This is a genomic window from Vibrio sp. B183, from assembly GCF_000740665.1.
In the GTDB taxonomy this organism is placed as follows: domain Bacteria; phylum Pseudomonadota; class Gammaproteobacteria; order Enterobacterales; family Vibrionaceae; genus Vibrio; species Vibrio coralliilyticus.
This window is the reverse complement of the sequence record NZ_JPQB01000005.1, coordinates 299,611-325,425: the sequence shown is the minus strand read 5'-3', so window position 1 is coordinate 325,425 and position 25,815 is coordinate 299,611. Positions and strand designations below refer to the sequence as shown.

At 44.9% G+C, this 25,815-nt stretch carries 23 protein-coding genes; 7 read left to right on the top strand and 16 right to left on the bottom strand.

Going from position 1 to position 25,815, the window contains the following annotated elements:
- Positions 1-277 precede the first annotated feature (277 nt).
- From IX95_RS07145 to IX95_RS07115, 7 genes are all read right to left on the bottom strand, one after another.
- Entirely contained in the window at positions 278-523 is a 246-nt protein-coding gene (locus IX95_RS07145; protein ID WP_006960648.1) for a hypothetical protein, read from the bottom strand.
- Positions 524-665: 142 nt separating this feature from the next.
- Complete coding sequence (locus IX95_RS07140) at positions 666-1,151, bottom strand: acyl-CoA thioesterase (protein WP_006960649.1); 486 nt, start codon at positions 1,149-1,151, stop codon at positions 666-668.
- Between the two features lie 157 nt (positions 1,152-1,308).
- Entirely contained in the window at positions 1,309-2,478 is a 1,170-nt protein-coding gene (locus IX95_RS07135) for an alpha/beta hydrolase (protein ID WP_038158515.1), read from the bottom strand.
- A 22-nt stretch (positions 2,479-2,500) separates the two neighbouring features.
- Complete coding sequence (locus IX95_RS07130; protein ID WP_019277747.1) at positions 2,501-2,710, bottom strand: hypothetical protein; 210 nt, start codon at positions 2,708-2,710, stop codon at positions 2,501-2,503.
- 174 nt (positions 2,711-2,884) lie between these two features.
- On the bottom strand, positions 2,885-4,321 hold the full coding sequence (locus tag IX95_RS07125) for a glyceraldehyde-3-phosphate dehydrogenase (protein WP_038158263.1): 1,437 nt from the start codon (positions 4,319-4,321) through the stop codon (positions 2,885-2,887).
- 321 nt (positions 4,322-4,642) lie between these two features.
- Complete coding sequence (locus tag IX95_RS07120) at positions 4,643-5,692, bottom strand: porin (RefSeq protein WP_235202594.1); 1,050 nt, start codon at positions 5,690-5,692, stop codon at positions 4,643-4,645.
- A 4-nt stretch (positions 5,693-5,696) separates the two neighbouring features.
- Positions 5,697-6,125, bottom strand: a complete 429-nt coding sequence (locus tag IX95_RS07115; protein ID WP_021455408.1) for a hypothetical protein — start codon at positions 6,123-6,125, stop codon at positions 5,697-5,699.
- A gap of 123 nt (positions 6,126-6,248) precedes the next feature.
- Here IX95_RS07115 and IX95_RS07110 point away from each other — a divergent pair, with 123 nt between their 5' ends.
- On the top strand, positions 6,249-8,897 hold the full coding sequence (locus tag IX95_RS07110) for an ATP-binding protein (protein ID WP_038158258.1): 2,649 nt from the start codon (positions 6,249-6,251) through the stop codon (positions 8,895-8,897).
- On the opposite strand, the gene IX95_RS07105 is transcribed toward IX95_RS07110, so the two are convergent.
- Complete coding sequence (locus IX95_RS07105) at positions 8,880-9,332, bottom strand: dCMP deaminase family protein (RefSeq protein WP_006960656.1); 453 nt, start codon at positions 9,330-9,332, stop codon at positions 8,880-8,882. The two genes, IX95_RS07110 and IX95_RS07105, sit on opposite strands and share 18 nt — an antisense overlap.
- 953 nt (positions 9,333-10,285) lie before the next feature.
- Between IX95_RS07105 and IX95_RS07100 the strand changes: the two genes are divergently transcribed.
- Entirely contained in the window at positions 10,286-11,050 is a 765-nt protein-coding gene (locus IX95_RS07100; RefSeq protein ID WP_038158256.1) for a TerC family protein, read from the top strand.
- A gap of 45 nt (positions 11,051-11,095) precedes the next feature.
- Here IX95_RS07100 and IX95_RS07095 read toward each other — a convergent pair whose 3' ends face one another.
- From IX95_RS07095 to IX95_RS07080, 4 genes are all read right to left on the bottom strand, one after another.
- Entirely contained in the window at positions 11,096-12,373 is a 1,278-nt protein-coding gene (locus IX95_RS07095; RefSeq protein WP_038158254.1) for a cytosine deaminase, read from the bottom strand.
- A 9-nt stretch (positions 12,374-12,382) separates the two neighbouring features.
- Positions 12,383-13,621 carry a cytosine permease gene (codB, locus tag IX95_RS07090; RefSeq protein WP_038158253.1) on the bottom strand — a complete coding sequence of 413 codons (1,239 nt, stop codon included), beginning with the start codon at positions 13,619-13,621 and terminating at the stop codon, positions 12,383-12,385.
- A 1,130-nt stretch (positions 13,622-14,751) separates the two neighbouring features.
- Positions 14,752-15,975, bottom strand: coding sequence for an HlyD family secretion protein (locus IX95_RS07085; protein WP_038158251.1), 1,224 nt, complete (start codon positions 15,973-15,975; stop codon positions 14,752-14,754).
- 11 nt (positions 15,976-15,986) lie between these two features.
- Positions 15,987-16,298: a hypothetical protein gene (locus tag IX95_RS07080; RefSeq protein ID WP_038158249.1), complete on the bottom strand. Its 312-nt coding sequence runs from the start codon at positions 16,296-16,298 to the stop codon at positions 15,987-15,989.
- Between the two features lie 108 nt (positions 16,299-16,406).
- On the opposite strand from IX95_RS07080, the gene IX95_RS07075 reads away from it, so the two are divergent.
- On the top strand, positions 16,407-17,408 hold the full coding sequence (locus IX95_RS07075) for an AraC family transcriptional regulator (protein WP_235202593.1): 1,002 nt from the start codon (positions 16,407-16,409) through the stop codon (positions 17,406-17,408).
- 44 nt (positions 17,409-17,452) lie between these two features.
- On the opposite strand, the gene IX95_RS07070 is transcribed toward IX95_RS07075, so the two are convergent.
- Both IX95_RS07070 and IX95_RS07065 read right to left on the bottom strand, forming a co-directional pair.
- Positions 17,453-18,148, bottom strand: coding sequence for a hypothetical protein (locus IX95_RS07070; protein WP_019275631.1), 696 nt, complete (start codon positions 18,146-18,148; stop codon positions 17,453-17,455).
- A 6-nt stretch (positions 18,149-18,154) separates the two neighbouring features.
- Positions 18,155-19,066, bottom strand: a complete 912-nt coding sequence (locus IX95_RS07065; RefSeq protein ID WP_038158245.1) for a hypothetical protein — start codon at positions 19,064-19,066, stop codon at positions 18,155-18,157.
- Between the two features lie 325 nt (positions 19,067-19,391).
- Between IX95_RS07065 and IX95_RS07060 the strand changes: the two genes are divergently transcribed.
- Positions 19,392-20,084 carry a response regulator transcription factor gene (locus IX95_RS07060; protein WP_327196122.1) on the top strand — a complete coding sequence of 231 codons (693 nt, stop codon included), beginning with the start codon at positions 19,392-19,394 and terminating at the stop codon, positions 20,082-20,084.
- Positions 20,085-20,090: 6 nt separating this feature from the next.
- Positions 20,091-21,410, top strand: coding sequence for an ATP-binding protein (locus IX95_RS07055; protein ID WP_038158240.1), 1,320 nt, complete (start codon positions 20,091-20,093; stop codon positions 21,408-21,410).
- Here IX95_RS07055 and IX95_RS07050 read toward each other — a convergent pair.
- Complete coding sequence (locus IX95_RS07050; protein WP_038158238.1) at positions 21,407-22,069, bottom strand: pyridoxamine 5'-phosphate oxidase family protein; 663 nt, start codon at positions 22,067-22,069, stop codon at positions 21,407-21,409. The genes IX95_RS07055 and IX95_RS07050 overlap by 4 nt on opposite strands.
- A gap of 96 nt (positions 22,070-22,165) precedes the next feature.
- On the opposite strand from IX95_RS07050, the gene pdxR reads away from it, so the two are divergent.
- Positions 22,166-23,587, top strand: a complete 1,422-nt coding sequence (pdxR, locus tag IX95_RS07045; RefSeq protein ID WP_038158236.1) for a MocR-like pyridoxine biosynthesis transcription factor PdxR — start codon at positions 22,166-22,168, stop codon at positions 23,585-23,587.
- Between the two features lie 37 nt (positions 23,588-23,624).
- Positions 23,625-24,383, top strand: coding sequence for a class II glutamine amidotransferase (locus IX95_RS07040; RefSeq protein ID WP_038158234.1), 759 nt, complete (start codon positions 23,625-23,627; stop codon positions 24,381-24,383).
- Here the strand turns inward: IX95_RS07040 and yjeH are convergent.
- On the bottom strand, positions 24,376-25,635 hold the full coding sequence (gene yjeH, locus IX95_RS07035; RefSeq protein ID WP_038158232.1) for an L-methionine/branched-chain amino acid transporter: 1,260 nt from the start codon (positions 25,633-25,635) through the stop codon (positions 24,376-24,378). The genes IX95_RS07040 and yjeH overlap by 8 nt on opposite strands.
- Between the last annotated feature and the right edge of the window lie 180 nt (positions 25,636-25,815).

Genomic DNA, 25,815 nt, shown 5'->3' with positions numbered 1-25,815 from the left:
GGCCGCCGATCAGTTAAGAAGAGGGCAAAACTGGCGTTACGCATAGCTGGCTGTTAGCTTAGATTCCTTACTATTTCACTACTAACAGTTTTTGTAACCAAAACCCGAGTTTACTCGGGTTTTTTTATACCTGTGGTATATCCGTTTTGCTCAAGCAGTATATTGATGAAATAACCAATAGATAGAGTGGCTTATACCGATTGCGAGAGGATAATCATAACTGAATGTAACCACCGAAGGAGCTTACATACTTTTGCGGGAAGTGGTGAAAAGGAGTTTAGAACTCTCGGTTGGAGGGAGCGCATCCTAAATATTGCAGTAGCACGTAAATACTTTCTTGAGAAAGCGCAACTCGACGGAACAGGTCAGCAAAGGTATCGTCACCACCAAAGCAGGTTTGAATATAGTGGTTGATTTCCGAATCGGCGTAGCCTTCAACATACATAGTGCGTACCCATTGGTATTCAACAGCCTTTGGGTTGGCTAAGGTGGTTTCGCTAAGTGTTGTATGGCTAAGGTTCACGCCAGTTCCTTCATTCTACTTAATCGATTGCGGATTTAATCAAACCAAGATGAAGGAAAAATGACAGATGTGTTGCGATGATATTAATCTGACATAAAAAAGCGAAAAAGAGGCCTTTAGGCCTCTTTTTTTGATAGGAATGTTATTTCAGGTACTTTACATGCGCTTCCATTTCTTCACCGATTTGTTTACGCATGTTCATTAAACGAATAGCTGAATCTCTTAATTCAATATCGTCTTTGGTTTCTGGAATCCACTCAGGGACAGGTGAAGGTTTGCCTTCTCCGTCTACCGCGACCATGATGACAATACAATGCGTTGTCAGGCGATTTTTCAGCTCTTTTGGATCACTGGCTTGGACGTCAATAGCAATATGCATTGAGGTTTTGCCTGTATAAATGACTTTGGCGCTGACTTCAACTAAATTACCGACGTGTATTGGAGCAACAAAGCGGATACCACCTGCATATGCCGTAATACAGTACTTACCACTCCACGCCGCTGCGTTGGCGTAGGCTGCCAAATCGATCCATTTCATGACGGCGCCGCCATGAACTTTACCACCAAAGTTGACATCTCCGGGTTCAGCTAGAAATCTTAGTGTTATATCGCGTTGACCATTACTCATCTGTCAATCCTTTGTTTTTATGTGTTTGTTAAACTTATTAACAAACACTTCAATAAACTGCAATCAATAATTCCAGCTTAGTCGAAAAAACGCAGGAGCCCCAGAAATGGAGTGGTGCTCATCATGCCCTGATAATTCAGGGCATGATGAAGAGTGGTTAGATTCGAGATGACATGACGGAATCCATGATCTGCATGCTTTCGTCAAAGTAAGGGTTGTACGTCAGGCGAGCATGAATCTTACCGGGTTCGGTGTAACCCCAAGCGGAATACCAGACTTGTTCACCTTGAGCGCATTTTGCTGCGTCGGTTTCTTCCTGACCGTTGGAGCAAATTATATTCGTTCCATTGATGCCGTAATTGGGGTTATTTGGCGAAAAGAGCAGCCCCATATGAGAACCGTTAGAAATTCGCTGTTCAGGCAGATTCATTGAGAATCGGGTTGAACGTGGCTCCGTGAGATCGTACTCCCCTTGCCAGACAATACGACTGTTTGGGTTCTTCATTTTTTGCGTAAAGGTATCAATTGAGAACTGAGTGTTGATGACACTGTCCGCTTCGCTCATCAGCATAAACACGGGCTTGTCGTAATTGGCTGTCGCGAGTTTATCTCTTACTTGTGCTGACGTTTGGTAGTAAACAGCTGCCGCACTCATTGGCAATGAATTGTAGCGCAGTGGATTGTCTTCTGGATCCTGATCGGCCCATGTAATGAAGTAGCTCGCGAGCTCGGCAAATTTGACTGTCGTTGACCCTGGCTGAAAGGCGGGAGAAAACAATAATACGCCATTGATGTCTTCATCAGACAATGCTTCAGAAGTGATAAGGTTCGCGCCCGTAGAGTAACCGCCAACCCAAATAGAATCGGTGTCTTGCTTAAGAAGGCCAATATGATGATGAACGACGCCTTGCCAGTCTTCTAAACTGGGTAGCAGCAGGTCGCCAGCTTTACTGCCATGACCGGGCAGCAAGACCGTTCTCACCAAGTAACCTTGTTCAGCTAGATGTGTGGCGATATCTGTAAAAGAGTATGGAGAGTCGCCCAAACCGTGTACCAGAAGCACACCTTGTCCGTTTGGCTCTGAAGGCACATACTCTCGTGGTAAAACTTGTGCTAGCTCTTGCTGATGATTTCCCGTTAGAAACAAGCGATTTCCCGTCAGCCAAGTTTTGGTGTCAGCGATGTATTCCTGAAAGCTACTCTGTTCATATTCAGGTAAAGTGTCAGCTTTGTCGTAAGCTGGATCCTTCGAAGGCGTGCTACAGCCCACAAGACCTGCGGTGACGGCTGCAGCAAAGTAAAATGCCAGCGCGGTTTTTTTTCGCATAATGTATTCCAGCTTTTCCTTTTTACTTTGACACTTCTTCATACTCTCCCTCCAACACAGATCCTTTCGATGGCTGGTTGTTAAATGCTGATGCGTTTTTCTTAATCGCTTTTTCGATCTTCTTACCTGTAATCAGAGCCGCGATAGTTAAGGGAATAGCTAGGATCAGGCCAAAAATGATGGTAAAGAATCCAATAAACAGCGCTAATGCGCTCGAAATCACTCTATTCATAATTTACACCTCTCTTTTATCCTCAATATTAAACAAATCGAAATGAATGAAAGATGAATAAATTCGTCAGCAACAAAAAAGCCGCTTTCATCAAGAAAACGGCAAGTACGGGGGTATATCTTTATAATAGTGTTGTGGAGTTTTGCCCCTGAATCTTTCAGGGGCGATATTCGATTACTTACTTGGGTAAGTCTTGTAACGTACACCCATCATTTGTTCCATACAGTGAACAACCTGACAGCTGTAGCCAAACTCGTTGTCATACCAGATGTACAATACACAGCGGCTGTCTTGAGCGATTGTTGCTGCGCCATCTACTACGCCCGCGTGGCGAGAACCAACAAGGTCACTGGAAACGATTTCTGTCGAGTCTGTGTAGTCAATTTGCGCAGACAGTTTAGAAGTTAGCGCCATCTCACGAAGATATTCGTTCAGCTCTTCTTTATCGGTGCCTTTTTCTAGGTTCAGGTTAGCGACCGCCATTGAAACATTAGGAGTAGGGACACGAATAGCATTGCCAGTCAGCTTACCAGCAAGTTCTGGTAGAGCCTTAGCGACTGCCTTCGCTGCACCTGTTTCGGTCAGAACCATATTGAGTGATGCACTTCGGCCACGACGCTCGCCTGAATGGAAGTTGTCAATCAGGTTCTGGTCGTTAGTGAAAGAGTGAACTGTTTCAATGTGGCCTGATAGTACACCATACTTGTCGTTGATGGCTTTTAGTACTGGCGTGATAGCGTTAGTGGTACAGCTTGCTGCAGAGATAATGGTATCTTCAGCTTGGATAACTTCTTCGTTAACGCCGAACACAACGTTCTTTATATCGCCTTTACCTGGTGCGGTAAGTAGCACTTTTTCAGCGCCGTTACAGGCTACGTGTTGGCCTAGGCCCTCAGCGTCGCGCCAAACACCTGTGTTGTCGACAACCAAAGCGTTGTTGATGCCGTACGTGGTGTAGTCAATTTCTTCAGGCTTGTTAGCGTAAATGAACTGAATGTAGTTACCATTTGCAATGATTGCTTTACGCTCTTCATCGACAATGATGCTGCCGTTGAACTGGCCATGAACTGAATCACGACGAAGTAGGCTAGCACGCTTTTCAAGATCGCCTTTCTTGCCGCCACGAACAACAATCGCACGTAAACGTAGCGGATAGCCAGGGCCACTTTTTTCAACCAATAGGCGAGTAAGGAGACGGCCGATACGGCCAAAGCCATATAGAACAACATCACGAGGCTCAGTAACGGTTTCTCCGTTCATCGCGCCCATTAGAGAAGAATGCAGGAAATCTTTGACACCGTGCTCATCATCGCGACCTTGCCAGAATTGATGAGCCAGTTGGCCTACATCAATACGACATGGTGACAGTTCCATTTCTGATAGTGCTTTAATCAGAGGAAGCGTTTGATCTGCAGATAGTGGAGTTCCTGTATAGCGACGAGCAAGACGGTGCGTCTTAATAATATCGATGGTCGCTGCATTCACCAGAGTTTTACCGAACAGTAGAACTTCGACGCCTTTTTCGCGATAAAGTTGACCTAGTAGGGGAGAGATAGTTTCCGCAATCGTTTGGCTCGTTTGCCAGTCAAGGAGGTGTTTCTCTGGACTCATTGTTTGTTTGGACCTTTCACGTTTTGGGGACTGACTCTACTTCACTGTGTAGGGGGAGTGAGCAGAGATAAAAAGTGTTTTCATTATGTAATTTTTATGCGGCAGGATTGTAATGCCTAACATCTTATTCTGCTAGAAAAAATAATTGCAGAGTAATTGGCTGGTTTTGTTACGATTTAGTCATGGTTTATTGTCGATATGACCTATTGACTTTTACAGAGCGTGTTACTTATTTTTCGATAAAAAATACTCAACACACAAAAAGTATGCAAAGTTTATTGTAAAAACTGAATGTATGTTGATCTGTAGCACGTAAACTACTTAAAAGGTAAACGACAAACCTACAGACACTAAGTCGACTTTAGAAGCAAACGATTCACTTGTGTTTTGTGGCAAGGTGAACTGGCCGCTGATCACGTTTTTCCGACCTTGTATTTGTTGCCACTCAAATGAGGCGTTGAATTGAGGTGTAAAATCGTATCTGACCCCGAGTAAGTAGCTATTACTCTCCTTGGTTCTTCTTGATTGCCCATATTGTATGTAAGGCGTAAACATACCTATTCGATAGTCTATGCCCGCATACCAGTTAGCGCGTATATCTTCAGAAAGCACTGCCTCTGTCTGGAGGTGCCAATCACCAATCGTATGGCTTGCCCCAAAGCTGACTAAGTGGAGGTTAAAGCATACGTCTGGTTGGTTAGCAAAAATCTGTCGTGCTTCAACATCGGTGTAAGAGACATGGAGCTGGCTGTCTTCTATGTAGATATCTGCACTGAAGCCATACGCATTTTTCACGTCTAAGGTGAAAGAGCGTCCATAAAGTTCGTAATTCTCCTCGTTATCCAGAGCGTAGAAGGGAGTAAGGCTGAGTTGAAATTGCTCAAACAACTCGAAGTTAAACTCCGCAGATGCACCTTCAAAATGGGTGATACCTAGATTGCCTCCATAGACATCCACGGGCAATCGTAACCATGGATAGGCGCTGGAGACGTAGTAGTACTCAGACATAATAAACATCGGTGACCTCAATCGTCCGACTTTATAGCGGTGCCCTGAGTCTGAATACTCGATAAAGGCTCTCTCTAGAATTGGGGATGAGAAAGTGTCCTGAGGTCGCTTGAGCACTTGTAATACTGAGCGCAGCTCATTACTAATCTGCCAATCCAACTGCAGACCGAAAGTGGTATCACAATCGAAACACCAGTCATCGGCTATATCGCGGGCATAGAACACAGGCGTATTATTATCGCTTTTGGCAGCAGCAACGGTACCAAAGCCGCTTAGATTCAGCTCGTTAGCCAGTTGAGTTTGAGCGGTAACAGGGCAGCTAGCCAGTGCGATTATTAAAAATGATTTTTGTCGTAGCTCCATAATCCTAGCCTTTATTACAGAGTGTAAAGAGGACATTAGCTTGTTCTGGAATCATATCGACTGGAACATAGGCTATGCCATTGGGATGCTCGCTCAGCCATAAGGTAATATTTTTCATTGAAGTGTGAGCGATTTCGTTGGGGGCTGGTGTTTTGCCTGAAAAGCTTTGGCGTGCCCAAATAGCGTTCATCTGGGCTGGGCTTTTATTCAATAACGAGTAGTAAAAATCTTGGCGTTGTGTGGAGTTTTTAGGGAGATCCATCAGCCTAATAGGTTGACCGCCAATACTTGAAGTACGGCCTCGATAGAGCATTTTAACTTGATTAGAGCGCAATACGTTTATCTCTGGGTTCAGGGTGACGATGGCAAAATTACATGCCAGAGACTGAAAACAGAAAAGTAGTAATGTTAATGCTGTCAAATGCTTAAGCAAATATATCCCTTGTCGCTCGAAAAAATCACCTTAATTTTACTCTTGTTAATAAGAAGCGAATTTAATATGAACTAATATTATAGGTCTAGTGGTTCAAAAAATGATTCGAAGGAACGAGTCTCAATGCTCCTCACTAATATATCAATAAAAAGTCGGTTGTTGATTTTATGCCTTATTCCTACATTAGTTATTATTTTGTTCACCGCCAATACGGTAGTGCATATTCAGGACAGGCTTCACAGCTACGCGGTTATCAATGAAAAAAATCAGACACTAAGGCATTTGTCTGCCTTTTCTCGTTACGTCTACGAAGCGCTTGCACTCCGCATTGAAGGGCAAAGCGCAGCCATTGCGCTTGGGATGGCGCAGCAATCGTTGAATTCAATAACGAGCGTGACGCACGCTGAAGAACACGTTAGTGGCAGTATGACCCAGTCGAATCACACTTTGAGCTACATTGAGGAACTCAACGAACTCCTACCTGAGCTCGCCACAGTGAGCTCTCACGGAAGCTTAGAGCTAGGTCGGCTGATTTACGCGGTTTTGTATGATCTGTACAGTGACGTTCAATCCATTGAAAGCCATAGCACCGAGCTAAAAGTGCATAAACTCGATCTTGTATTGAGTGACCTCAGCTGGCTGTACTTTTGGATGGAGCAAGAGGCATGGTTGGCCCAGGAAATAAAAGGTATTCGCCTTTCTTATGCGGAGTATGCCACCGAGTATTTCAAGATCAGCGAAAGGCAGCAATTTTACCTCGATAAGTTCATCAATTTAGGGGCAGATTCTGACCAGATAAACACGCTACTTAACATTTTCGCGAGTCGCGATTTCCAGCGTGGTAGTTATTACAAACAGCACATGTTGCTCAATGAGGGGAGCCGTGGACGCCTTGGGGATTTTGCACTTGCGATCGAGCAACGTAATGCCCTGGTAGAAAAACAACTTGGCCTGTTTTCATCAAAATTGCACGAAGAACTGCAAAGCAGTATTCAGCGCAGTGAAAACACGCTTTTCGTCATCGCTATTGGCGGTTTCATTGTGTTCTCCGTGATGTTTTTTTGGGGAACGAGTACGCTTTATCGTATTAATTCCAAGCTGGCAAAAATTCTCTCTGTAATGGGCAGCATGCGTAATAGCCGCAGTACTGAATTAGTGTCTGTGGATGGCAAGGATGAGTTCTCTAAGTTTGCTCGTAGCATCAATTATCTCATTCAGGCTCAGAAAGACCATGAACGGGATCTAGTCGTCGCCAAGGAAAATGCAGAGGCTGCCAACCAAGCAAAAAGCGTATTTTTGGCTAACATGTCTCATGAGATCAGAACTCCGCTCAATGGCATTATCGGGATGACCGAGATCCTATCGGATAGTCGTCTTAATTCCTCGCAAAAAGATATTCTCAGTGACATTGATGTTTCTTCTCACGCGCTATTAGTACTTATCAATGACATTCTTGACCTGTCGAAAATCGAATCTGGCAACCTGACTTTATCTCCCAGTCATGCGGATGTTCGTGAAGCGGTTTTTGAAGCGATGAACATGGTCAGTACTAAAGCTCTTAAACAGCAAGTTGAACTCAGAGCAACGTTGTCTCCAGATATTCCGGATAGTTTGTACATTGACGAATTTCGTTTTAAACAGATCTTGATGAACCTGCTTAGTAACGCAGTGAAGTTTACCCAAGATGGTTCTGTATCTGTGGTAGTCAAGCTCATGAATGAAGGTGAGAAGGCCTATTTGCACTGCAGTGTGGTGGACACTGGGGTGGGAATAAATGAAGAGAAATTGGAAGAGATCTTTGAGCCATTTACCCAAGAAGATGGCAGCATTACTCGCCGTTATGGAGGCACTGGCTTGGGGTTAGCGATTTGTCGTCAAATTGCTGAATTAATGGGAGGCAGTATTACAGCAAGCTCCACGCCTGGTCTAGGTAGCCGCTTTAGCTTCGTCATACCTGCGCAATCTGTTGTTGAAACGAGTAAGGACAAAGCAAAGGGAAAAGCTTTGTTTATTGTAAATGACAGCAAATATGAGTCGTTGATAAAGAGTGAAGCGGAGCGCTTTGGTTTAGCAGTGACAGCTGCTGAGAGCACTAATGAAGTGACGATGCTTGATGAACAGTTTGATTTGATTTTCTATTGTTACCATCCACATCACAGCTCGCGCCGCGATTTAGCGTCTCTTAGAGCTCGTTTTAATTTCTCAGAGATCATCGGTTTGCAGCATCACTTATATATGTTGCCGGATGCAGAAGCGCTTGTATCATCTAATCTGACTTTGCCCTTCTTGGGAAGCCGATTTGAAGCAGCCATCATCAAGGCTCTCAATTCTATCCAGATCAATACCAGTTACTCTGATAATGAACGCCCCCGGCCTTACCCAATAAATGAAAGCCGTTGTGTACTCATCGTTGAAGATAACTTGATGAACCAAAAGATTGCCAGCTTCTTTCTCAGCAAAGTCGGAATGAATTACCAGATTGCCAGTAACGGCGCAGAAGCGGTGAATATGTTTCAGTCGGGGCAATTGTATACGGCAATCCTGATGGACTGCATGATGCCAGTTATGGATGGGTTGACGGCAACGCGTAGCATCAGAAAATGGGAAACAGAACAAGGACTGGGCAGAACGCCTATTATCGCTTTAACAGCGAGCGTCCTGCCTGAAGAGATTGATAGTTGCTTTGAAGCGGGTATGGACGCCTACTTACCTAAACCGTACAAGTCCCAGCAACTGTTTGATACGTTTGAACGTTTACACGTTGTCTTGTAAATCTTCTAGCGGTAGCCAGTTTACCTTAACGCCTGCTTGAAGGAACATATCTTGGCTGATTTTAATTTTCTCCCCCCAACGAGACAGGAAATCTTCGGTCTGCTCAGGACAGTGCACTGCGGAAATACCTGTCTGGATAATTTTGGCTGCGCAGTTAGGGCAAGGGAAATGTGTGACCCAAATTTCACATCCGTCTAAATCACGCTTAGCAAAAAGAATAGCGTTTTCTTCTGCATGAAGTGTCTTGAGATACTTCATCTCTCTCTCATCGGTCATCGCACTATCGGAGATTCCATGTGGGTAGCCGTTGAACCCAACTGAAACGATACGGTTTTGCTTCGTGATGACAGCACCAACCTGAGTCGAAGGGTCCTTACTCCAAGAGCCCACAAGGACAGCCATCTGATAAAAGCGTTGTGCCCATTTAGAAATCATTCAGTCATTCCTCTAGGAAAGAAAACCCTGCTTAGGGAGATAAACAAACGTAATGTGATAGAGATCAGGTAATAATATCCTAATTTCGGCTGAGTTAGTCCAGTAAAATTCAGTACCTTAGCGATTTCAGAAAATGATAGCGCGCTACAAATGTGATTTAAATCTCAATTTTTTGCTGACAAGGTGTTCCGATATAGGAGTAAACGACCATGACTCTTGTGCGAGATCTCTTACAAATACGTAAGTTTAATGATGGTAAAATGCTAGGAAACAGTCATTTGTTGATCTTAAGATATTGATATTATTTGATTATTTTAGTTTTCCACATTCGGGCCGATATCATATTAGACGAAATCGACCATTGTGAAAAAGCGCTACTGACTTAATCTTAAGTTGTCAGCAGGAAGCAGACACGGAACAGGAAAGACCCAAGGATAGGTCATCTTCAGGACGAAGATTCGATTATTCAGGACGAATGGTCGGCATGGAAAGCAAAGGACATTGGCTGGACGCTAGTAACTAGGATGGTTACATCAAGGAAAGTTAATGGACGCTTAAAGGAATAAGGCAATTTCTATCAGGACGATAGATTCAGGACACCGCTTAAGGATAAAGCGATGAGAGTTAGCGAGGATAGCTAACGGGCTGGATTGCCGAGGACACCGCTAGGAAGGCGATGATAAGGAAAGTGCTGAAGGAATCAGCGTACTATCAAGGAATAGATGCAGGGAGCACCTATTAGTAGCCGGATTGCTGCGAGTAAGAATAAGCCCCACTAGGCGAAAGCTTAGTGGGGTTTTCTTTTACGAATTGTTACAAATAGCGCTATTGTGAATTACCTTGGCGAGTGGTCTACTGACGATCCCTAAGCAATAAAGGTAATAAACTTAAATGGACGACCCCTTTAGTCGACTAAACACACTTCTGGCTTCTTCATCCGAGGAGGCAACCCTATGTTAGAACTTTTCATGCAACCCGAAACTTGGGTTATCTTCGCAACACTTTTCGCACTGGAAATAGTACTTGGTGTCGATAATGTTGTGTTTATATCTGTGCTTTGCGAACGCCTACCCGCTCATCAGAGAAAACTAGCCCGTAACTTGGGTATTTCGTTGGCTGTTATTGCTCGAATTGTCCTAGTCTTCTCGATTTCATGGGTAATGTCGCTCACACAGCCTGTATTGGAAATCATGTCATCGAGCTTTACTGGGCGTGACTTGATAATGATCGCAGGTGGCGCCTTTTTATTGCTGAAAAGTCTCAAGGAGCTTTGGGCCTGGCTAGCGCACCAAGAAGCGGGACATTCAACTCATGTACGAACTGGGCTGGCTGTGGTTTTGCTACAGATAGTGGCTGTGGACGCCGTTTTCTCGATGGATTCTGTGATTACTGCGGTTGGATTGACGAGTGAAGTGCCCATTATGGTTGCTGCCATTCTCTCTTCAGCGGCGGTGATGGTTCTAACCGCGGAAAAGATTAATAACCTAGTGAGCCGTTGCCCTGGATTTAAAACCTTAGCCCTGCTGTTTTTAGTGCTACTTGGTGGATTGTTGATGGCAGAAGGTTTCGCTATCCACATCAACAAAGGGTACGTCTATTTTGCGATGGCATTTGGCTTAGTTCTTGAACTGTGTCATATCCGAATAAAGAAAAAGAATGCTATCCAAATAAATCGAATTCGACCATTTAAGTTGAAAGTCGGCACAACAACGTCGTAAATGAAAAAGGGAAGCTCAAGCTTCCCTTTTTGATTCTAACTAGCGTTATCGCTGAAACGTGATGGTTTCTTCACTATCAAGGTGAATAGAGGTTACCGCTGGTTGAGTTTGCGCGATCACCTTACCATGGCGTACCGAGTAACGAACGGGCACTTGGCGTCTGACTGCATCAAATCCATTTTCGGCAGGCAGGATAAGCAAACTGCCGGGCTTACCTTCTTCTAACCCATACTTGTCTTGGATATTCAGTGTACGTGCTGAATTTGTGCTGATGAGATCCAATGAATTGTTGATTTGGTCGTAGCCCATCACCTGACAAACATGTAAGCCCATATGGAGCACTTGAAGCATGTTCGCTGTCCCTAGGGGATACCATGGGTCAAATACATCATCATGACCAAAACACACATTGATGTTGGCTTTGAGCATCTCTTTGACTCTAGTGACACCACGGCGTTTCGGATATTCATCGAAGCGACCCTGCAAGTGGATGTTGACCAGTGGGTTGGCAACAAAGTTAATACCCGACATTCTCAACAAGCGGAACAGTCGCGACGCATAAGCGCCGTTGTAGGACCCCATCGCTGTAGTGTGACTGGCCGTAACCTTATCTCCCATCTCATACTTATGGGCAAGAGCGGCTAAGGTCTCGACAAAGCGCGATTGCTCGTCGTCAATTTCATCACAGTGAACATCGATCAAACGGTCATACTTTCTTGCCAGCTCGAAGACATAGTGGAGAGACTCAACGCCGTATTCACGAGTGAACTCAAAATGAGGAATTGCTCCGATCACATCGGCGCCGATCTTCACTGCTTCTTCAAGAAGTTCTTTGCCATTTGGGTAGGAGAGAATACCTTCCTGAGGGAAAGCGACGATTTGAATGTCTACCCACTCTTTCATCTCTTCGCGCACTTCAACCATCGCCTTCAAAGCGACAAGCGTTGGGTCCGATACGTCAACGTGAGTGCGAACATGTTGAACACCGTTGGCAATTTGCCATTTAAGAGTCTGCTTTGCACGAGCTTTAACGTCTTCAACAGACAGCATTTCTTTGCGCTCAGCCCAGCGTTCAATGCCTTCGAAAAGCGTACCGGAAATATTCCAGCTTGGTTCTCCGGCCGTTTGAGTTGTATCTAAGTGAATATGTGGCTCACAAAATGGCGCAACGGCGAGTCCACCTTCTGCATCTAAAATGTCACCAGAGTGGTTAACAGCAATGTCGTTATCTAGGATCTGTTGAAATTGACCATTTTCAATCAGGATCTGTTTCAATCCTTCTTGATTTTGTAGTTTTGCATTTTTGATCAATAACTTAGTCATTATGCGTCCTTACGCGGATTGCGCGTTGAGTGTTTTCTTGTTTAAAAGTGGGTTGAGTACGACGTAACACAACGCGCCTCCCAGTACGGCATTGATTGGTACAACTCCAGGGATAAACTTACCTGCTGCAACACCTACTGCCACTGCTACAATACCAGCCCAATTCACGTCTTTGAATTCTGTCGTAGCGAAATTCTGGTAGCGTTTTCTATTCATCAAGAAATCCGCGATGATGACGCCACCAATCGGCGGAATGGCAGTCGATAGGAATGTTAGCCAGCCAACAAAGTTGTTATACAGCCACAATGCGAAGATGGTGCCCACGATACCGTTGATAATAGACATCATAGTACTTGAGCGTCCGGTGATGTTAGAAAAGCCTAACCCTGAAGCGTATAAAGCATTTTCATTGGTAGTCCAGATATTGAGCCCAAGTACGATGATCGCAGGTAACAGCAGGCCTTGAGCAATCATGACATCCGAAATATCTGCCATACCCGTCGCTGCTGCCCCTGCGGCGCCGAAGATAAACATGAGTGAGTTACCGATAAAGAAGGCGATCATAGTGACCAACACGGCGCCAGCTGGTTTTTTACCAAAGCGAACAAAATCTGCGGTGAGTGTACCTGCGCTGACAAATGAGCCTACGACCATTGCTAGTGCGACAGAGAAATCCATGGGTGTTTCTGGCTGAATAAGCTTGAGTTGTTCAAATCCACCCACGCTATCGACGGCCATGGATACTGAATAGCTGCCTAGTATCGCAATAGCAGGAACAGCAATCGCTGAAAGCACCATCAGCGCTTTAATGCCAAAGTAAACCGTCGCTGTCATTAGAAGGCCGGACACAATGATCAATGTATTGGTATCAATGCCTGTCGCTTTTTGAACGGGTATGGCGAACATCGCGACACCTACACCAAACCAACCGACCTGTGTGCCACCAAGTAAAGCAGAAGGAAGCCATGAGCCTTTAGTTCCAAATGAGTATCGAGCGAGAAGGTGAGTGGAGAGGCCAGTAGAAGACCCAATGTAGCCGAGGAAAGAAGTGTAAATACCGAGGATGAGGTTGCCAATGAGGACTGCGAGAATAAAGTCATTAAATGAAAGACCAGTACCGAGAGAGCCTCCCGTCCACATGCTTGCAGAGAAAAAGGTCAGGCCTAACATCACCATAGTGAGTGAAACGACGCCTTTTCTGGCCGTTGTTGGAACGGGTCCCAGACTGTAGTTGTTATCTTCGGACATCTATCACCTCCACAAATAGATAGAACAAACTTAAGTGAGTAAATTCTAGATAAACGGCCGCTATTATGGTGATAAATATCACGTGGTCAATCTAAATCCATAAGGGTTAACGTTTGCTTGGCTTTGTATTGTAATTAAATTTATATAAAACAAAAGGATAGTTTTAATGTGAATTTAATAAAAAAAATATTAAAGATGATGTAATCGGTTTCTAAATGATATTTTTAGAGGGAATTCTACTAAATTTGTACAAGTTTGTTGTGAATGCATGTCTGTAAGAATGGCTTCATACGTTAGCTTCACCCAGTTTGTGTTCCAAACGTTTGTTGACGTGATTTTGAGTAATTTTGGTGTGGATGTATCGAATAATGTCTGATTTTGAGGTTTTGGAAATGAAGAAAGCCTATAGTGGTTATTTATTACATTAAATCGTAAGAAATTTAATAGACAAGACAACGATAAAAGAGAAAGCGTGCAATTATTGAGCGTGTCAGTGCCATGTGATGATCATTGAACTGACACATCAATGTAGCAATCAAAGTTGATGATAAGTTCGTTGGCAACAGATAGAAAAAAAGCCAATCTCAATAAGTAAGATTGGCTCAAATAAGTGTGAACAAATTCGGTTCACTAACAACGTCAGTTGGCTAGGTGACCCTCGGCTTAAGAAGGGTCACTCTAGTAAATGCAGTATATGTGCCAACTTTTATAGCGCTTAATTGCCCACTATTTCACCACTAAATGCCGTTTTGGAAGCAAACGGTTGCAATATGAAATTGCATTTTGCAAATAACCTCAACATTGCTAATGATATATCACACAATTTAAGTGTGTAATCAAACCTTATTGGTATCGGCCCTTGTTTAGATTTTTTCTCGTAACGCTTGTCATTCTTATCATTGAGAATGACGCGCTGTTTTATCTAATCCCAAAAACAGGATAGTCATACACTCTCGTATTGAGCGAGCAGGGCTCATTTCGCAAAGGTAGAATTTGTAAAATAGAATGAAAGTAAGAGTTTTGATGCATATCCAATGATAAGCTTAAAAGTGATAACAAAATCTAATGATTGGTGTAACGCTGGATGCAAATAAAAAGCTCGGGTTAACCGAGCTTTTTACAGGGGAGTGTTAAATAGAGTAGAAGTAGTAAAGCTGAGACTTCATACGAATGATGATACCTCTGATGACATCAAGAAATGCCATAAAACCAACGGGCTTTTCGCCACTAACCCAAGCTAGCCCGACAGAACCGACGGGAATGTCACAGCCCTCGGTTTCTTCTATTTTCAAACGGACGAAGTGATGCTTGTTTTGTAAGTTCTTGCCCGTTGTCGCACGCACTGAGTCATCCAGACCAAGCAAATTGCTTTGTGACTCGCCAGTAGCTTCAACTATCCCCTCAACTTGAGCAGAAAAGATCTTACCTGGGTAGACTGAAGAAGAAAACTCAGCACTGTGTCCTGGTTTAACATTGCGAATCGCCTGATGATTGACTCGCATTAGCACGTATTTCTCATCTGTGTACATTTGCAGCCTAGGTAACATTGAGACACGCTGCCCCTCGCGCAAGATGAAGTTGGTAACAAAGCCATCAGCAGGTGCATGAACTTTGGTGCTGTCCAGCTCCCACTTTGCTTTTGCGAGTTTCTCTTGTGACTTTTTCCAATCAGCATGTTTAGATTTTACCGCTAATTCCGATTTCGCGATCGCGAGTTTGGCTTTTTCAGTGTCGACCTGTTTCGTTTTCAGCTTTGATTCTATGGTAGTGACGTTGTGTCGCGCCTTAGTGACGGCTGTTTCCTGCTTATCAATATCGCTCGCAGTGATGGTGTTGTTCACTACACGGTTTTGCTCTGTGTAACGTTTTAACATTTTGTTTTGCAAACTGTAATCAGCTTTGGCAGCAGCAAGTTGGCTTTCTGTCGTCTCTAAATCCTGAACCATTGACTCGTACGTTGCTTGTGAGATTGAAATATCCTCAAATGCAACTTCAAGCTCCACCATCGCCGACTCTTCTTCTACTTTTGCCTGGTTATAGGTGATTTGGTATTGAGTCGGGTCGATCTCGTAAATCAGTTGGCCTTTCTTTACCTTTTGGTTGGGTTCAATGTAAATCTTGTCGACTTTACCTGTTACGTTAGGCGAATCGGGGCGTAACTGGATATGGGGGGATTGCACCACCGAACCGCCAGAAAGATCCATTGGCGTATAGTTGATCAAACCCACCCAAACAAACATCAGCCAAGAAACGCCACCTAAATAGGCGAATGATTTAGTCGCGGTATTCCAGGGCATACCCACCAGCCTTAGCAGGTAAATAAAAAGTGCCCAGATAGCTAAACCTTCTAACATTAAGCCTCCTCCTATTTATCTTTCGTGTTGGGGGCATGACGCCAAGTGTCGCGTAGGTTCACAATGGCTTTGTCCATATCGACGAAAGCGACAATGACTGCTACAACCCAAACCCAGTGCCAGATGAAACCAATCCATGTCAACGCCGTTATCAGTCCTATTTGATGATGATCTTTGCTATGGGCTTTGTTGATTGGTAGTTCGTGAAACTTCCAGAATCCAAACAGAGCTGCACCGACAGTCGCAATCAAGACAATAGTTGCGACGACATGTAATGCAGTGTCTGCACCGGTTCCCACGAACGGGACACTTAATAAACTCATTCAAGGCTCCTTTATTAATAAGGATCTGTATTGTGTTTCGGATTTGAAAATTAGCTTAGTATGTGACAGATTGATTCATATTAAATGTATAATTGATGTGATCTGTATATGGATAAAGTACGCTTTATGCGTGTGTTGGGAATTCGACATATTCATCAGGAAGCGAGGTCGCGCTACCAAATTGACGATGACGAACTAGTGATTCCGGAATCCGCGTTTCGCAATCCGATGACGCTGGTCCCAATGGTTGAAGTGAATCGCTGGTTTGAAAAATTAGAGGGCATTACAGGAAACCCCGATGTGATTCTCGATATCAACCGTGATGTTGATGTTGGACAGATAGGTGTCATTTCTCACTGGCTTCTTTCTGGCAGCGATTTCGCATCGACCATTCGACGAGTGAATTATGGGTTTAGCAGTCTGCAAAGCGGAGCGTTTTTGTCTGCTTCCCTGAGTGGTTCACTGATCAAGTGGGCGTATCGGAACCCAATGATCGAACCTGAATGTAAAGTACATGACAGTGTTCGTATGGCGATGGCACTCACCAAGATCTTACGTACTTATCTTGGTCAGGATTTTTCTCCACTCAGAGTACAACTGTCCGGTTTTCGCAAGAATACAGCTAAATATGAAGCATATTTTGGCTGTGAGGTGGAATGGAGTCACTCGTCCACGGAGATATGGTTTCATTCGGAGCTGCGTTTAGCTACCAAACAGCAAGCGAGGCTGCAGAAAGGGCGATTGGCGATGAATTTTGCTGACTTGGACGAGCTGCTTAATATGCCTGACCCAGAAGACGAAGTGAAAGTGATTTATGAAATTCTAAACTACAGCCGCCATTATGGGTTGCCAACGGTAGAAAATGTTTCTAGCTTACTCGGGCTCTCAGTGCAGCAATTTCAACGTCGGTTGCGTAATTTAGGAATGAACTTCACCACTGTGAGTGGTTATGTTCTGAGTAACATTGCGGTAGAAATGATGCGTCATGGTATCAAGATTGATGATATTGCTCAGCGCCTTGGTTATCAGAATATCGCTAGCTTTAATCGCATGTTTAAAAAACATCGGGGTTTGACGCCAAACCAGTACGTGCAGCGTTACTACCTTTAGGCGCAGAGAACAAAAAAGCGCCGCAATGGCGCTTTTCAATCCGCTTACTCTTCAGGGCGCCAACCGAGCGCACTAGCAATCGCGCCGACCACTAAAGTGTCTCGTTCATCATCGTTCAGTGAGTCAAGCATCTGGATGGTGAGTGCGCCATTAGTTTGCACTGCAGCGACTTCTTGTGTTCCACGCTCAAAGCTGTAGCCAAGTGGTGTGTCGACTGGCACAAGTAGGCCTTCACCAGTATGAATAGTTTTCACATTAAAGTGGGTGGTGCCAATTCTTACCAGGCCTTTCTCTGTTTTGTCGAAGCCGATATCCAGTACCCCTGCGTCTGGCTCAATTTTGTACTCACCAACGCTTTTCTCATCTGAGCTGATAGTGCAGATATAAGGATCATTGCCACCGAACTCTACGCCCATGTAGTTGTACGAGACACCGCCACCTGTGCAGGTCAGCACCCATGTTTTTCCATCACTGTTACGAGTGACTTCTGCGGCCATTTCTCCATCTTTAAAAGACAGTTTGTTGAACCACGTTGATGAAGAGGCGCTGCGAGAGTACTTACCTTTATACATACCAGCGATATCAAAAGTGCCTTCTCGACCGAGCTTCCATAAATTATTGTCGGTCTTTATGTTGAGCTCTGGCTGAGCTTTGACAGCGGCCGATTTATCCATGATAGCGGTGCTACCACAAGCGGTAAGGGCAAGCGCCATAGCGCTAACGAGTAGGTGTTTGTTCATATCTATTTACTTCTTATTGACGAAAAACCAGCTATTGAGGAAGTTGTTCAGTGGCGCAAACGCTCTATGCGTCCAGTTAAGAGGGTTATCTGTTGCGTTTGAATCTTGGCTAGCCACATCCCCGGTTGCTGTAAATGAAGGTTTCAGCTCACCGGGATAGGTGCCTAGGCTTGGGTCAACTTTGTATTCATACATCGAACCCAATAGAGCGCCTGGGTTGAGATCCTTGCTGACCGTGTGGATCGGGTCTTCGTCCCCTTTGTCATCTGGGGCAGGGCATGTATTGGCGGCGAGCTGACCGTTTCCGTAGTTACATGGGTCGTATTCAAGCTTAGTCGCGCCAGTTTGCAATGACAGAAGGCGCTGGAACTCTTGATATGCACTGGCGACTTCGGCGCCTTGTGTGGTTAACGCGTCTTCATCGACATAGTAGTCGTAAAGCTGCAGCATCTTTTGGTAAGAGGTGTTTTTTAGTGTTTCGTCACCACCGCCGTTATTGGTGTAAACAAGCTCAATACCGTCAATACCAGAGGAGGTGTTGACCTGTTGAGCCAAATTAAGGACGAAGGTTTCATAATCAGCACTGCCCGTTGGCTCTTTTTCTATGACACCAATGACCAAGGTTTTTTGAGCGAATTGTTTTTGCACATCACTGTGTGCCCAGTTAGTCAGGTTGTTAATTTGGGTTTGTACCCGAGCACGCTGCGTTTCAGAGACATTTGGCCCAATGCTCAGTACATAAACGCCTTTATCGAACTGGCAAGCATTCGCGCCAGTCTGAACACTACAGTTGGTTGCTGAGCTGTAGACATTAACGGCATTGGTCGTTGTTGATGTTGGATTCGTATCATCACTGTTACAGCCAGATAGTAAAGCGACGGTGAACGTCGAGAGAAGAAGAGAGCGGCTAGGATTCATTTCATTATTTACTTATTGAATGATAACTTTGGTGAATAATAAAGAGAGTAACTAGATTGTCGAACAGGCCCACTGTGATTTGTAAGAGCATAAACACTCAGCTCAGAAAAATGTGCCTTCAGAACACAGCATGTCCACGATACGAAAACTAGAATGGGACTATTGACGGCATTTAATCGAGTGGATAAAGCGGATATTGTAATTGATTGTAAGTAGACTCTTACAAAATCCAGTGTGGCAGGGAGCGCAATCTCAATTTCCTCGCTTGAGCAAGTAACCGTCTAATATATAATTTGCGTCAATTTATAAATGGTTGCGAAAGTAGATTGTGAATTACAGAGTGCTTCTTGTTGAAGACGATAAGGAAATCGCGAGACTGACTCAAATGTATCTCGAGGCCGAAGGATATGGTGTTGAGGTGGTGTACTCAGGTGATAAAGCGGTAGATGCGGTGACGCGCTGCCAGCCTGACGTTGTGCTATTGGATCTCATGTTACCGGGGGAAGACGGTGCGACAGTTCTTAAAAAGCTACGAACCTTCTATCAGGGTGTTGTGATTGTACAAACAGCAGTTCAAGAGGAGCTGAGTGAAGTCAGTTTACTAAAATTGGGCGCCGATGATTATCTGACTAAACCAATTCGTGGTCATATCTTGGTTGCTCGTCTTGAAGCTCATTTACGTCGTTATGTGGCAGCGGGGCAGGAGCCATCGACGCACAACTATGAAGCTTATGGGTTTAAGTTATGCCCTTTACGTAAAGTGGCTTTTTATCGCAGCAAAAACATTGACTTAACTCAGGCGGAGTTCGACATTCTTCTTTTGCTGGTTCAATCTCCCGACAAAGCGGTATCAAGAGATCTCTGTTGCCAATCATCTCGTGGGATAGAATACACCTTCAATGATCGCTCCATTGATATGCGTATTTCGGGCTTACGACGAAAATTAGCCCGAGCGGATGTGAACAACGCTCAGATAAAAACCATTCGCAATCAGGGCTATATGCTCACAGCAGCATAATCGGATATGGTTCGTTCCACTTTTACCAAAGCATACATTAGTCTGGCAACAGGGCTTGCAATCACTGTTGTTGCATTTCTCACTTTGGGTTCTGACTTTATGCGAAAAACTGAAGTCGAGATATTCCTCAATGATGGGCAGTTTTTCGTTAATCAATACATCGAACAACGTGGTCAGCCAAACTCCCTTTATAGAGAGTTGACCAACACGGGGAAGCAGCAGTTTTACATCTTTAATCTATCATTGGTTAACGTAAAGCCAGATACGCTGCCATGCTCAGATTGTCGCGAGCTGTACCGATTGAAGTCGATTCCCGTTTATCTAGTCGAAGATAACTTGTATGCGGCGGTGTTTCCGTTACCAAACTCGGCGAAAAGCCTCATGTTCAGTGAGAATCGAGATTTTTTCGAACCTCAATTTGAATGGTACGAAGACTCCGAAGTAATGTTTGTCATTGGCCTAGTTGCCTGGATATTTGTCAGCTTAGGCGTATTTGTTTATGTCCCTATTCGCCATCTACACAACCAAATTAATCAGCTTAACCGTGCGTCTCGTCGCTTTGGACGCGGTGAGTTTAGTGCACGTATTGACAGTGACAACTTCCGACTTCCCCTCAAAGAACTGGCGGAAAGCTTCAACTACATGGCAGATGACATTGAAGGCCATGTAAAGCAGAGTCAGATCTACACGCAGGCTATTCCTCATGAAATCAGAACGCCGCTCAGTCGAATTCAGTTAGCCAGCGATATGGCTAGGCGCAATGCTGTTGAGGAGCAAGAACCGTTTTTTGATGATATTGACCGATATGTTGACGATATCTCCGCGCTGACTGCCAGCGTGGTACAAATTTCCCGGGTAGGAGGTTTGACGGAAAGCGAATTGCTCGATACACAAAACCTTCTCCCTGAGCACTGGCTTAAACAGCGTATTGACAGGCAAGAGCATTATAACAAACAAATCAGCTTTCACGCCTCTTTGACTGAGCCTGCCCAAGCTTTGGATGTATTAGAAACCTTAGCTAATCTGGTGATTGATAATCTGCTTCAAAACGCATTCCGCTATGCAGATGCTGCGGTCGCGATCACTTTAATCGGTTTTGATAACACATTAGTGATTGATATCGAAGATGACGGGGCTGGTATCCCAAAAGATAAATACGATGAGATCTTTCTGGCATTCTCCAGACTGGATGAAAGCCGCCATAGCGACGGCTTTGGGTTAGGGCTGACCATCGCTTCAGAAGCAGCCAAACGACTCAACTGGCGTATTTCTTTAGGCGAAAGCGAACTGGGTGGGGCTCGTTTTACGGTTTTGATCGAGTGCTAGTTCACTACTTTGTGCCAGCGTTCACCATATGCACTGCTGTAATCGGGCTCTTCCAGATGTGTAGATGCTTCTACTGGCTCAAGTGGACCAACTATCGTCCGATAGGGTAAGACGCCAGCCCACACGGGAAGATCCAAATCGGATTCATCATCGTTGACTCCAAAACGACTGATTTTGACCGATGCTTCGCTTAAAGGCATCTTCAGCACCATGGTCGCGGCGAGTTCTCTGTCACTACTTAATCTGACCTGCTCCGTTCTTCCGGGGGCAATTTGCTCAATAAAATGATTGAGTAGACGATCTTTTTCCTGCTTCTCTTCAACTACTTCAAATTGGCCAAACACGACTGCTGAGCGATAGTGTGCGCTGTGGTGAAAAGCCGATCTCGCTAGAATCCAGCCATCGAATAGTGTGAATGTCAGGCAGGTCTGGTGGCCTTGTTTTAATGAGCGCAGCAATCGGCTGTTGTTCGCACCATGTATATACACATGTTCATCAACACGCCATGCCAATATAGGAATCACAATAGGGCCGTTAGCGTCATTAATCGCGATATGGGCGATTAATGACTCATCAATAATTTGTTCAAGATGTTTGTCCTCGAACACGGCTTTGTGTGCGCCTTTTTTTATTTGGGTCCTTTCTGTGTTTGATAGCATTGCGTTTCTCCATTAGCTTGTAATTTATGGTTCCAATCTAATGTTTAACTGGTATGTTATTGAGAGCCAGTTTTAACAAAGTTATAGGTCCAGTTAATGGCATTGATTGATATCGGAGATCTGACTCTCTCAGGTGGGGCGAGCACCTTACAACAGCAGTTATTTCATGCGATTCGAGCAAAAATAGTGAAAAGCTTGTGGCCATTGCAGGGTAAGTTGCCTTCGACGCGCAAGCTCGCCAGTGAACTCAATGTAAGTCGTAATACAGTGACGGCTGCTTATGAGCAGCTGTTGGCGGAAGGCTACATAGAAAGTAAGCAAGGTTCGGGGTTCTACGTTGTGGTGGAGCTACCGGACAAATATGTGCCAGCGACTGTGATTCAGGGGACGTCTTCGGTCGAGTCCAACTGCTTTGATATTAATTCGTCATTTGCACCTGGCGTTCCAGATCTTTCACAGTTTCCACTTGGTAAATGGCAGCGATTGCTGCAAAGGCATGTTCTACGCCCAGTGTTACTCGGAAATCAAAATATTCAGGGCAGTGAAGCGCTTAGAGCGGCACTGTCTGATTACTTGTCTTCCAGCCGCTCCGTTCACTGTTCAGCGCAAAGAATCATTGTGACTTCTGGTGCTCAACAGGCTTTGACCATTGCGATGACAGCGACTTTGGAGCAAGGTGACAAAGTTCTGATGGAGCAGCCCGGGTATGCCCAAATGACCAAGGTGCTTGAACTCAACCAATATCAGCTGGAACCTTTGACGGTGCATCAAGAAACAGGTTTTGAGTTGAGTGATGTCCTGAAAAGTACGGCACGAGCGCTATACATCACCCCGAGTAACCAATATCCGATGGGAACGACCATCAACACTGAAAATCGCCTGAAGTTGATCGAATGGGCGGCGAGTAATCAAGGGTGGATTATCGAAGATGATTATGACAGTGAGTTTCAGTTTGCACACCGGCCTTATACCAGCTTACAGGGATTAGCGGGCCAAATGGGGTTAGATGAGCACGTGATCTACATTGGTTCACTGAGTAAGGTGATGTTTAACGGCTTAAGACTAGGTTATATGGTGGTGCCGGATAATTTAATTCAGCGCTGTCTTGAAATCAAAGATGCCATGAGCGGTGATTCCCCGTCACATACTCAGGAAGCGTTAGCGGACTTTATTGCTGAAGGCCATTTACTGCGTCATATACGAAAAATGCGCCGACTGTACAAACAAAAGCATGAAGTTGTCAGTCAAGCAATAGAGCAAGCATTCGGTGGACAGGTTACGATCATCAGCCAAGCGGCGGGTTTGCATGTTACGCTCAAATGGAACGGTGGAATAGATGAGCAAGAGTGGGTGGCAAGGGCTGCGAAGCAAGGGATAGTGCTTCGGCCACTAAGCTATTATGAACATAACAAGGAGAGTCATCGAGAGTGGCAAGCGGTCGTACTCGGTTTTGGTAATACGCCATTGCAAGAGCTCGAACCCGGGATACAAGCACTTGCCCGATTATTTGAATCGTGATTGTATTGAACAAAATGTCATCAATTGAGGGAAGAATATGTGCCGTTGGTTAGCCTATCAGGGAGAGTCAATTTACTTAGACGAATTGGTGTATGAACCTGAGCATTCTCTGGTGCATCAAAGCCTCGATGCAAGAAAAGCCGTAACAAGGGTGAACGCCGACGGCTTTGGATTGGGCTGGTATACTGAGCGAGACACTCCAGGGCAGTTCCACGAAGTTTTACCAGCTTGGGGAGATGAAAACCTACGTTCTCTGACACATCACATTCGTTCTCATCGGTTTATGGCGCATGTTCGCTCATCTACGGGTACACAGGTCTCTCGCTCTAATTGCCATCCGTTTATCATCGACAACTGGATGTTTCTGCATAATGGTCAGATTGGTGAATTCGAGCGCGTTAAGTATGAGCTACAAAGCCAGTTACCTGAATCATTGTTCCTTAAACGCATGGGTACGACCGACAGCGAGCTGATTTTTCTTTTGATGCTACACAATGGCCTGTGTGAACAGCCTGTCGAAGCGATTCGTAAAACCATTATTGATATTAGCCAGATGTTGAAATCGAAAGGCATTGAAGAGCCATTAAAAGCGTCTATTTGTATTTCAGATGGAGCGCAGTTTTGGGCGGTCCGTTATAGCTCTGATGATGATGCGCCAACCGTATTCATAAGACAAGAGGGCGCTAACATCGCTTTAGCATCAGAGCCGCTGGAGAAAAGCTCAGGCTGGAAGGCGGTGCTTCCTCAAAGCATTCTGGAAATTAAAGGTGACGCCGTCACCTTATATGCTATTTAGCCTGACTTTGATCCAGCGTTTGTCGCTTTCCCCATGGTAGGGACAATAAAACAAAGACAGCAACGGCGTATAGCATTGACCAACCTAAGCAGACAAACACGCCTGTGCAGATAAGTAGTGACACGCCTGCAAGCCATTTGCTGATACCGGTAAGTAGCTTGTAGGCAGATAACATCGCCAATAAATACACTAGAACGAAAATACCATTCGCCAGCTTAAGGAAGAACTCTAAGTCCAGCCCTGAAATTTCGCCCACTAGGCATGACAATACTAAAACCACACCAACCGCCAACGTAGCGTTTGCTGGGACGCCGCGAATTGAGACTCTGGCTAGCGCGCTTTTAGGTTTGTATTCGCGCGCCTGCGCCCAAACCATCCTTGATAAACTTTGTGTATATAGATTCACGCTGGCAAAGCAGGCGGCAAAACCGAGAGCGCTGATAAGCAACTTAAATTGTTCACCGAATAGCATCTCTGACAGCCAAGGGATAGAAGCACTGTCGAACTCGCTACTCCCATAAGCTCCATATTTGAGTATGACGACAGAGCATGCCCAATAGGCTGCACCCGCCACAAAACAACCGATGATGATCGCAATTGGGAAATCCCGTTGTGGATTCTTAAACTCTTCCCCCATGTGGGCGAATGCTTCAATTCCGACAAAGCACCAAAACATAACGGCCAATGCAGCCCCAATACTCCAAGTTGATTCGGAGGAGAATGCTGGCATTGTCAGATCTTGCGCGCCAATATCACCTTTCCACCAGAATGCAGCGACCAGAGCGAAGATACTGAGCGCAATAAGCGTCTGAAGGCGTCCCGATGATTTTGTGCCTGCCAGATTAACAGCGATTAACAAAAATACCGTTAGCAGTTGGGCGAAAATAGAGGAGTTTAGCGCTTCAGGCAGTAATTGCTGTAAAAAGCCAGCGGCTAGCGCCACTGCGGCAGGGACACCGACTGGAATGACACTGACAAACAACCAAGCAACGCTTTTTTCAAGGCGTTTATCAAATGCCTGGCGAACGAAGTGCGCCGTGCCACCTGCATTCGGATAGCGCTTTCCCAGTTGAGCAAAGGTCAGCGCAATCGGACATATCGCAATAAATAGAATTAGCCATGCCCAAAGTGAGAGTGAACCTGCAATACCAGCGGCAATGGCTGGTACCATGAAAAGGCCAGTTCCCAGCAAGGTCGTTGAGAGTTGCCCAACACCTGAGAGTAATGTGATTTCTTGTTTTAGCTGACTCATGGTTTCCTTTCCTGATATTTTTTTTGATAGCTTACTCAAACATATGAAAAAACACAGCAAGCAATGTGTCGTAGTTATATGTCACTTTGGCGGAAGTCAGGTGAGTGAATAGACAATTTGTACTCTTTCGCCCAACGGTTTTTTGTGTCACATTACCTGAAATCAACAGGATAAGTTGAG

Coding starts and splice junctions, on each gene's coding strand:
- IX95_RS07140 (WP_006960649.1), bottom strand. CDS start 1,151: ATGAGTAATGGTCAACGCGATATAACACTAAGATTTCTAGCTGAACCC.
- IX95_RS07135 (WP_038158515.1), bottom strand. CDS start 2,478: ATGCGAAAAAAAACCGCGCTGGCATTTTACTTTGCTGCAGCCGTCACC.
- IX95_RS07130 (WP_019277747.1), bottom strand. CDS start 2,710: ATGAATAGAGTGATTTCGAGCGCATTAGCGCTGTTTATTGGATTCTTT.
- IX95_RS07125 (WP_038158263.1), bottom strand. CDS start 4,321: ATGAGTCCAGAGAAACACCTCCTTGACTGGCAAACGAGCCAAACGATT.
- IX95_RS07120 (WP_235202594.1), bottom strand. CDS start 5,692: ATGGAGCTACGACAAAAATCATTTTTAATAATCGCACTGGCTAGCTGC.
- IX95_RS07110 (WP_038158258.1), top strand. CDS start 6,249: ATGCTCCTCACTAATATATCAATAAAAAGTCGGTTGTTGATTTTATGC.
- IX95_RS07105 (WP_006960656.1), bottom strand. CDS start 9,332: ATGATTTCTAAATGGGCACAACGCTTTTATCAGATGGCTGTCCTTGTG.
- IX95_RS07100 (WP_038158256.1), top strand. CDS start 10,286: ATGTTAGAACTTTTCATGCAACCCGAAACTTGGGTTATCTTCGCAACA.
- IX95_RS07095 (WP_038158254.1), bottom strand. CDS start 12,373: ATGACTAAGTTATTGATCAAAAATGCAAAACTACAAAATCAAGAAGGA.
- codB (WP_038158253.1), bottom strand. CDS start 13,621: ATGTCCGAAGATAACAACTACAGTCTGGGACCCGTTCCAACAACGGCC.
- IX95_RS07085 (WP_038158251.1), bottom strand. CDS start 15,975: ATGTTAGAAGGTTTAGCTATCTGGGCACTTTTTATTTACCTGCTAAGG.
- IX95_RS07080 (WP_038158249.1), bottom strand. CDS start 16,298: ATGAGTTTATTAAGTGTCCCGTTCGTGGGAACCGGTGCAGACACTGCA.
- IX95_RS07075 (WP_235202593.1), top strand. CDS start 16,407: ATGGATAAAGTACGCTTTATGCGTGTGTTGGGAATTCGACATATTCAT.
- IX95_RS07070 (WP_019275631.1), bottom strand. CDS start 18,148: ATGAACAAACACCTACTCGTTAGCGCTATGGCGCTTGCCCTTACCGCT.
- IX95_RS07065 (WP_038158245.1), bottom strand. CDS start 19,066: ATGAATCCTAGCCGCTCTCTTCTTCTCTCGACGTTCACCGTCGCTTTA.
- IX95_RS07055 (WP_038158240.1), top strand. CDS start 20,091: ATGGTTCGTTCCACTTTTACCAAAGCATACATTAGTCTGGCAACAGGG.
- IX95_RS07050 (WP_038158238.1), bottom strand. CDS start 22,069: ATGCTATCAAACACAGAAAGGACCCAAATAAAAAAAGGCGCACACAAA.
- pdxR (WP_038158236.1), top strand. CDS start 22,166: ATGGCATTGATTGATATCGGAGATCTGACTCTCTCAGGTGGGGCGAGC.
- IX95_RS07040 (WP_038158234.1), top strand. CDS start 23,625: ATGTGCCGTTGGTTAGCCTATCAGGGAGAGTCAATTTACTTAGACGAA.
- yjeH (WP_038158232.1), bottom strand. CDS start 25,635: ATGAGTCAGCTAAAACAAGAAATCACATTACTCTCAGGTGTTGGGCAA.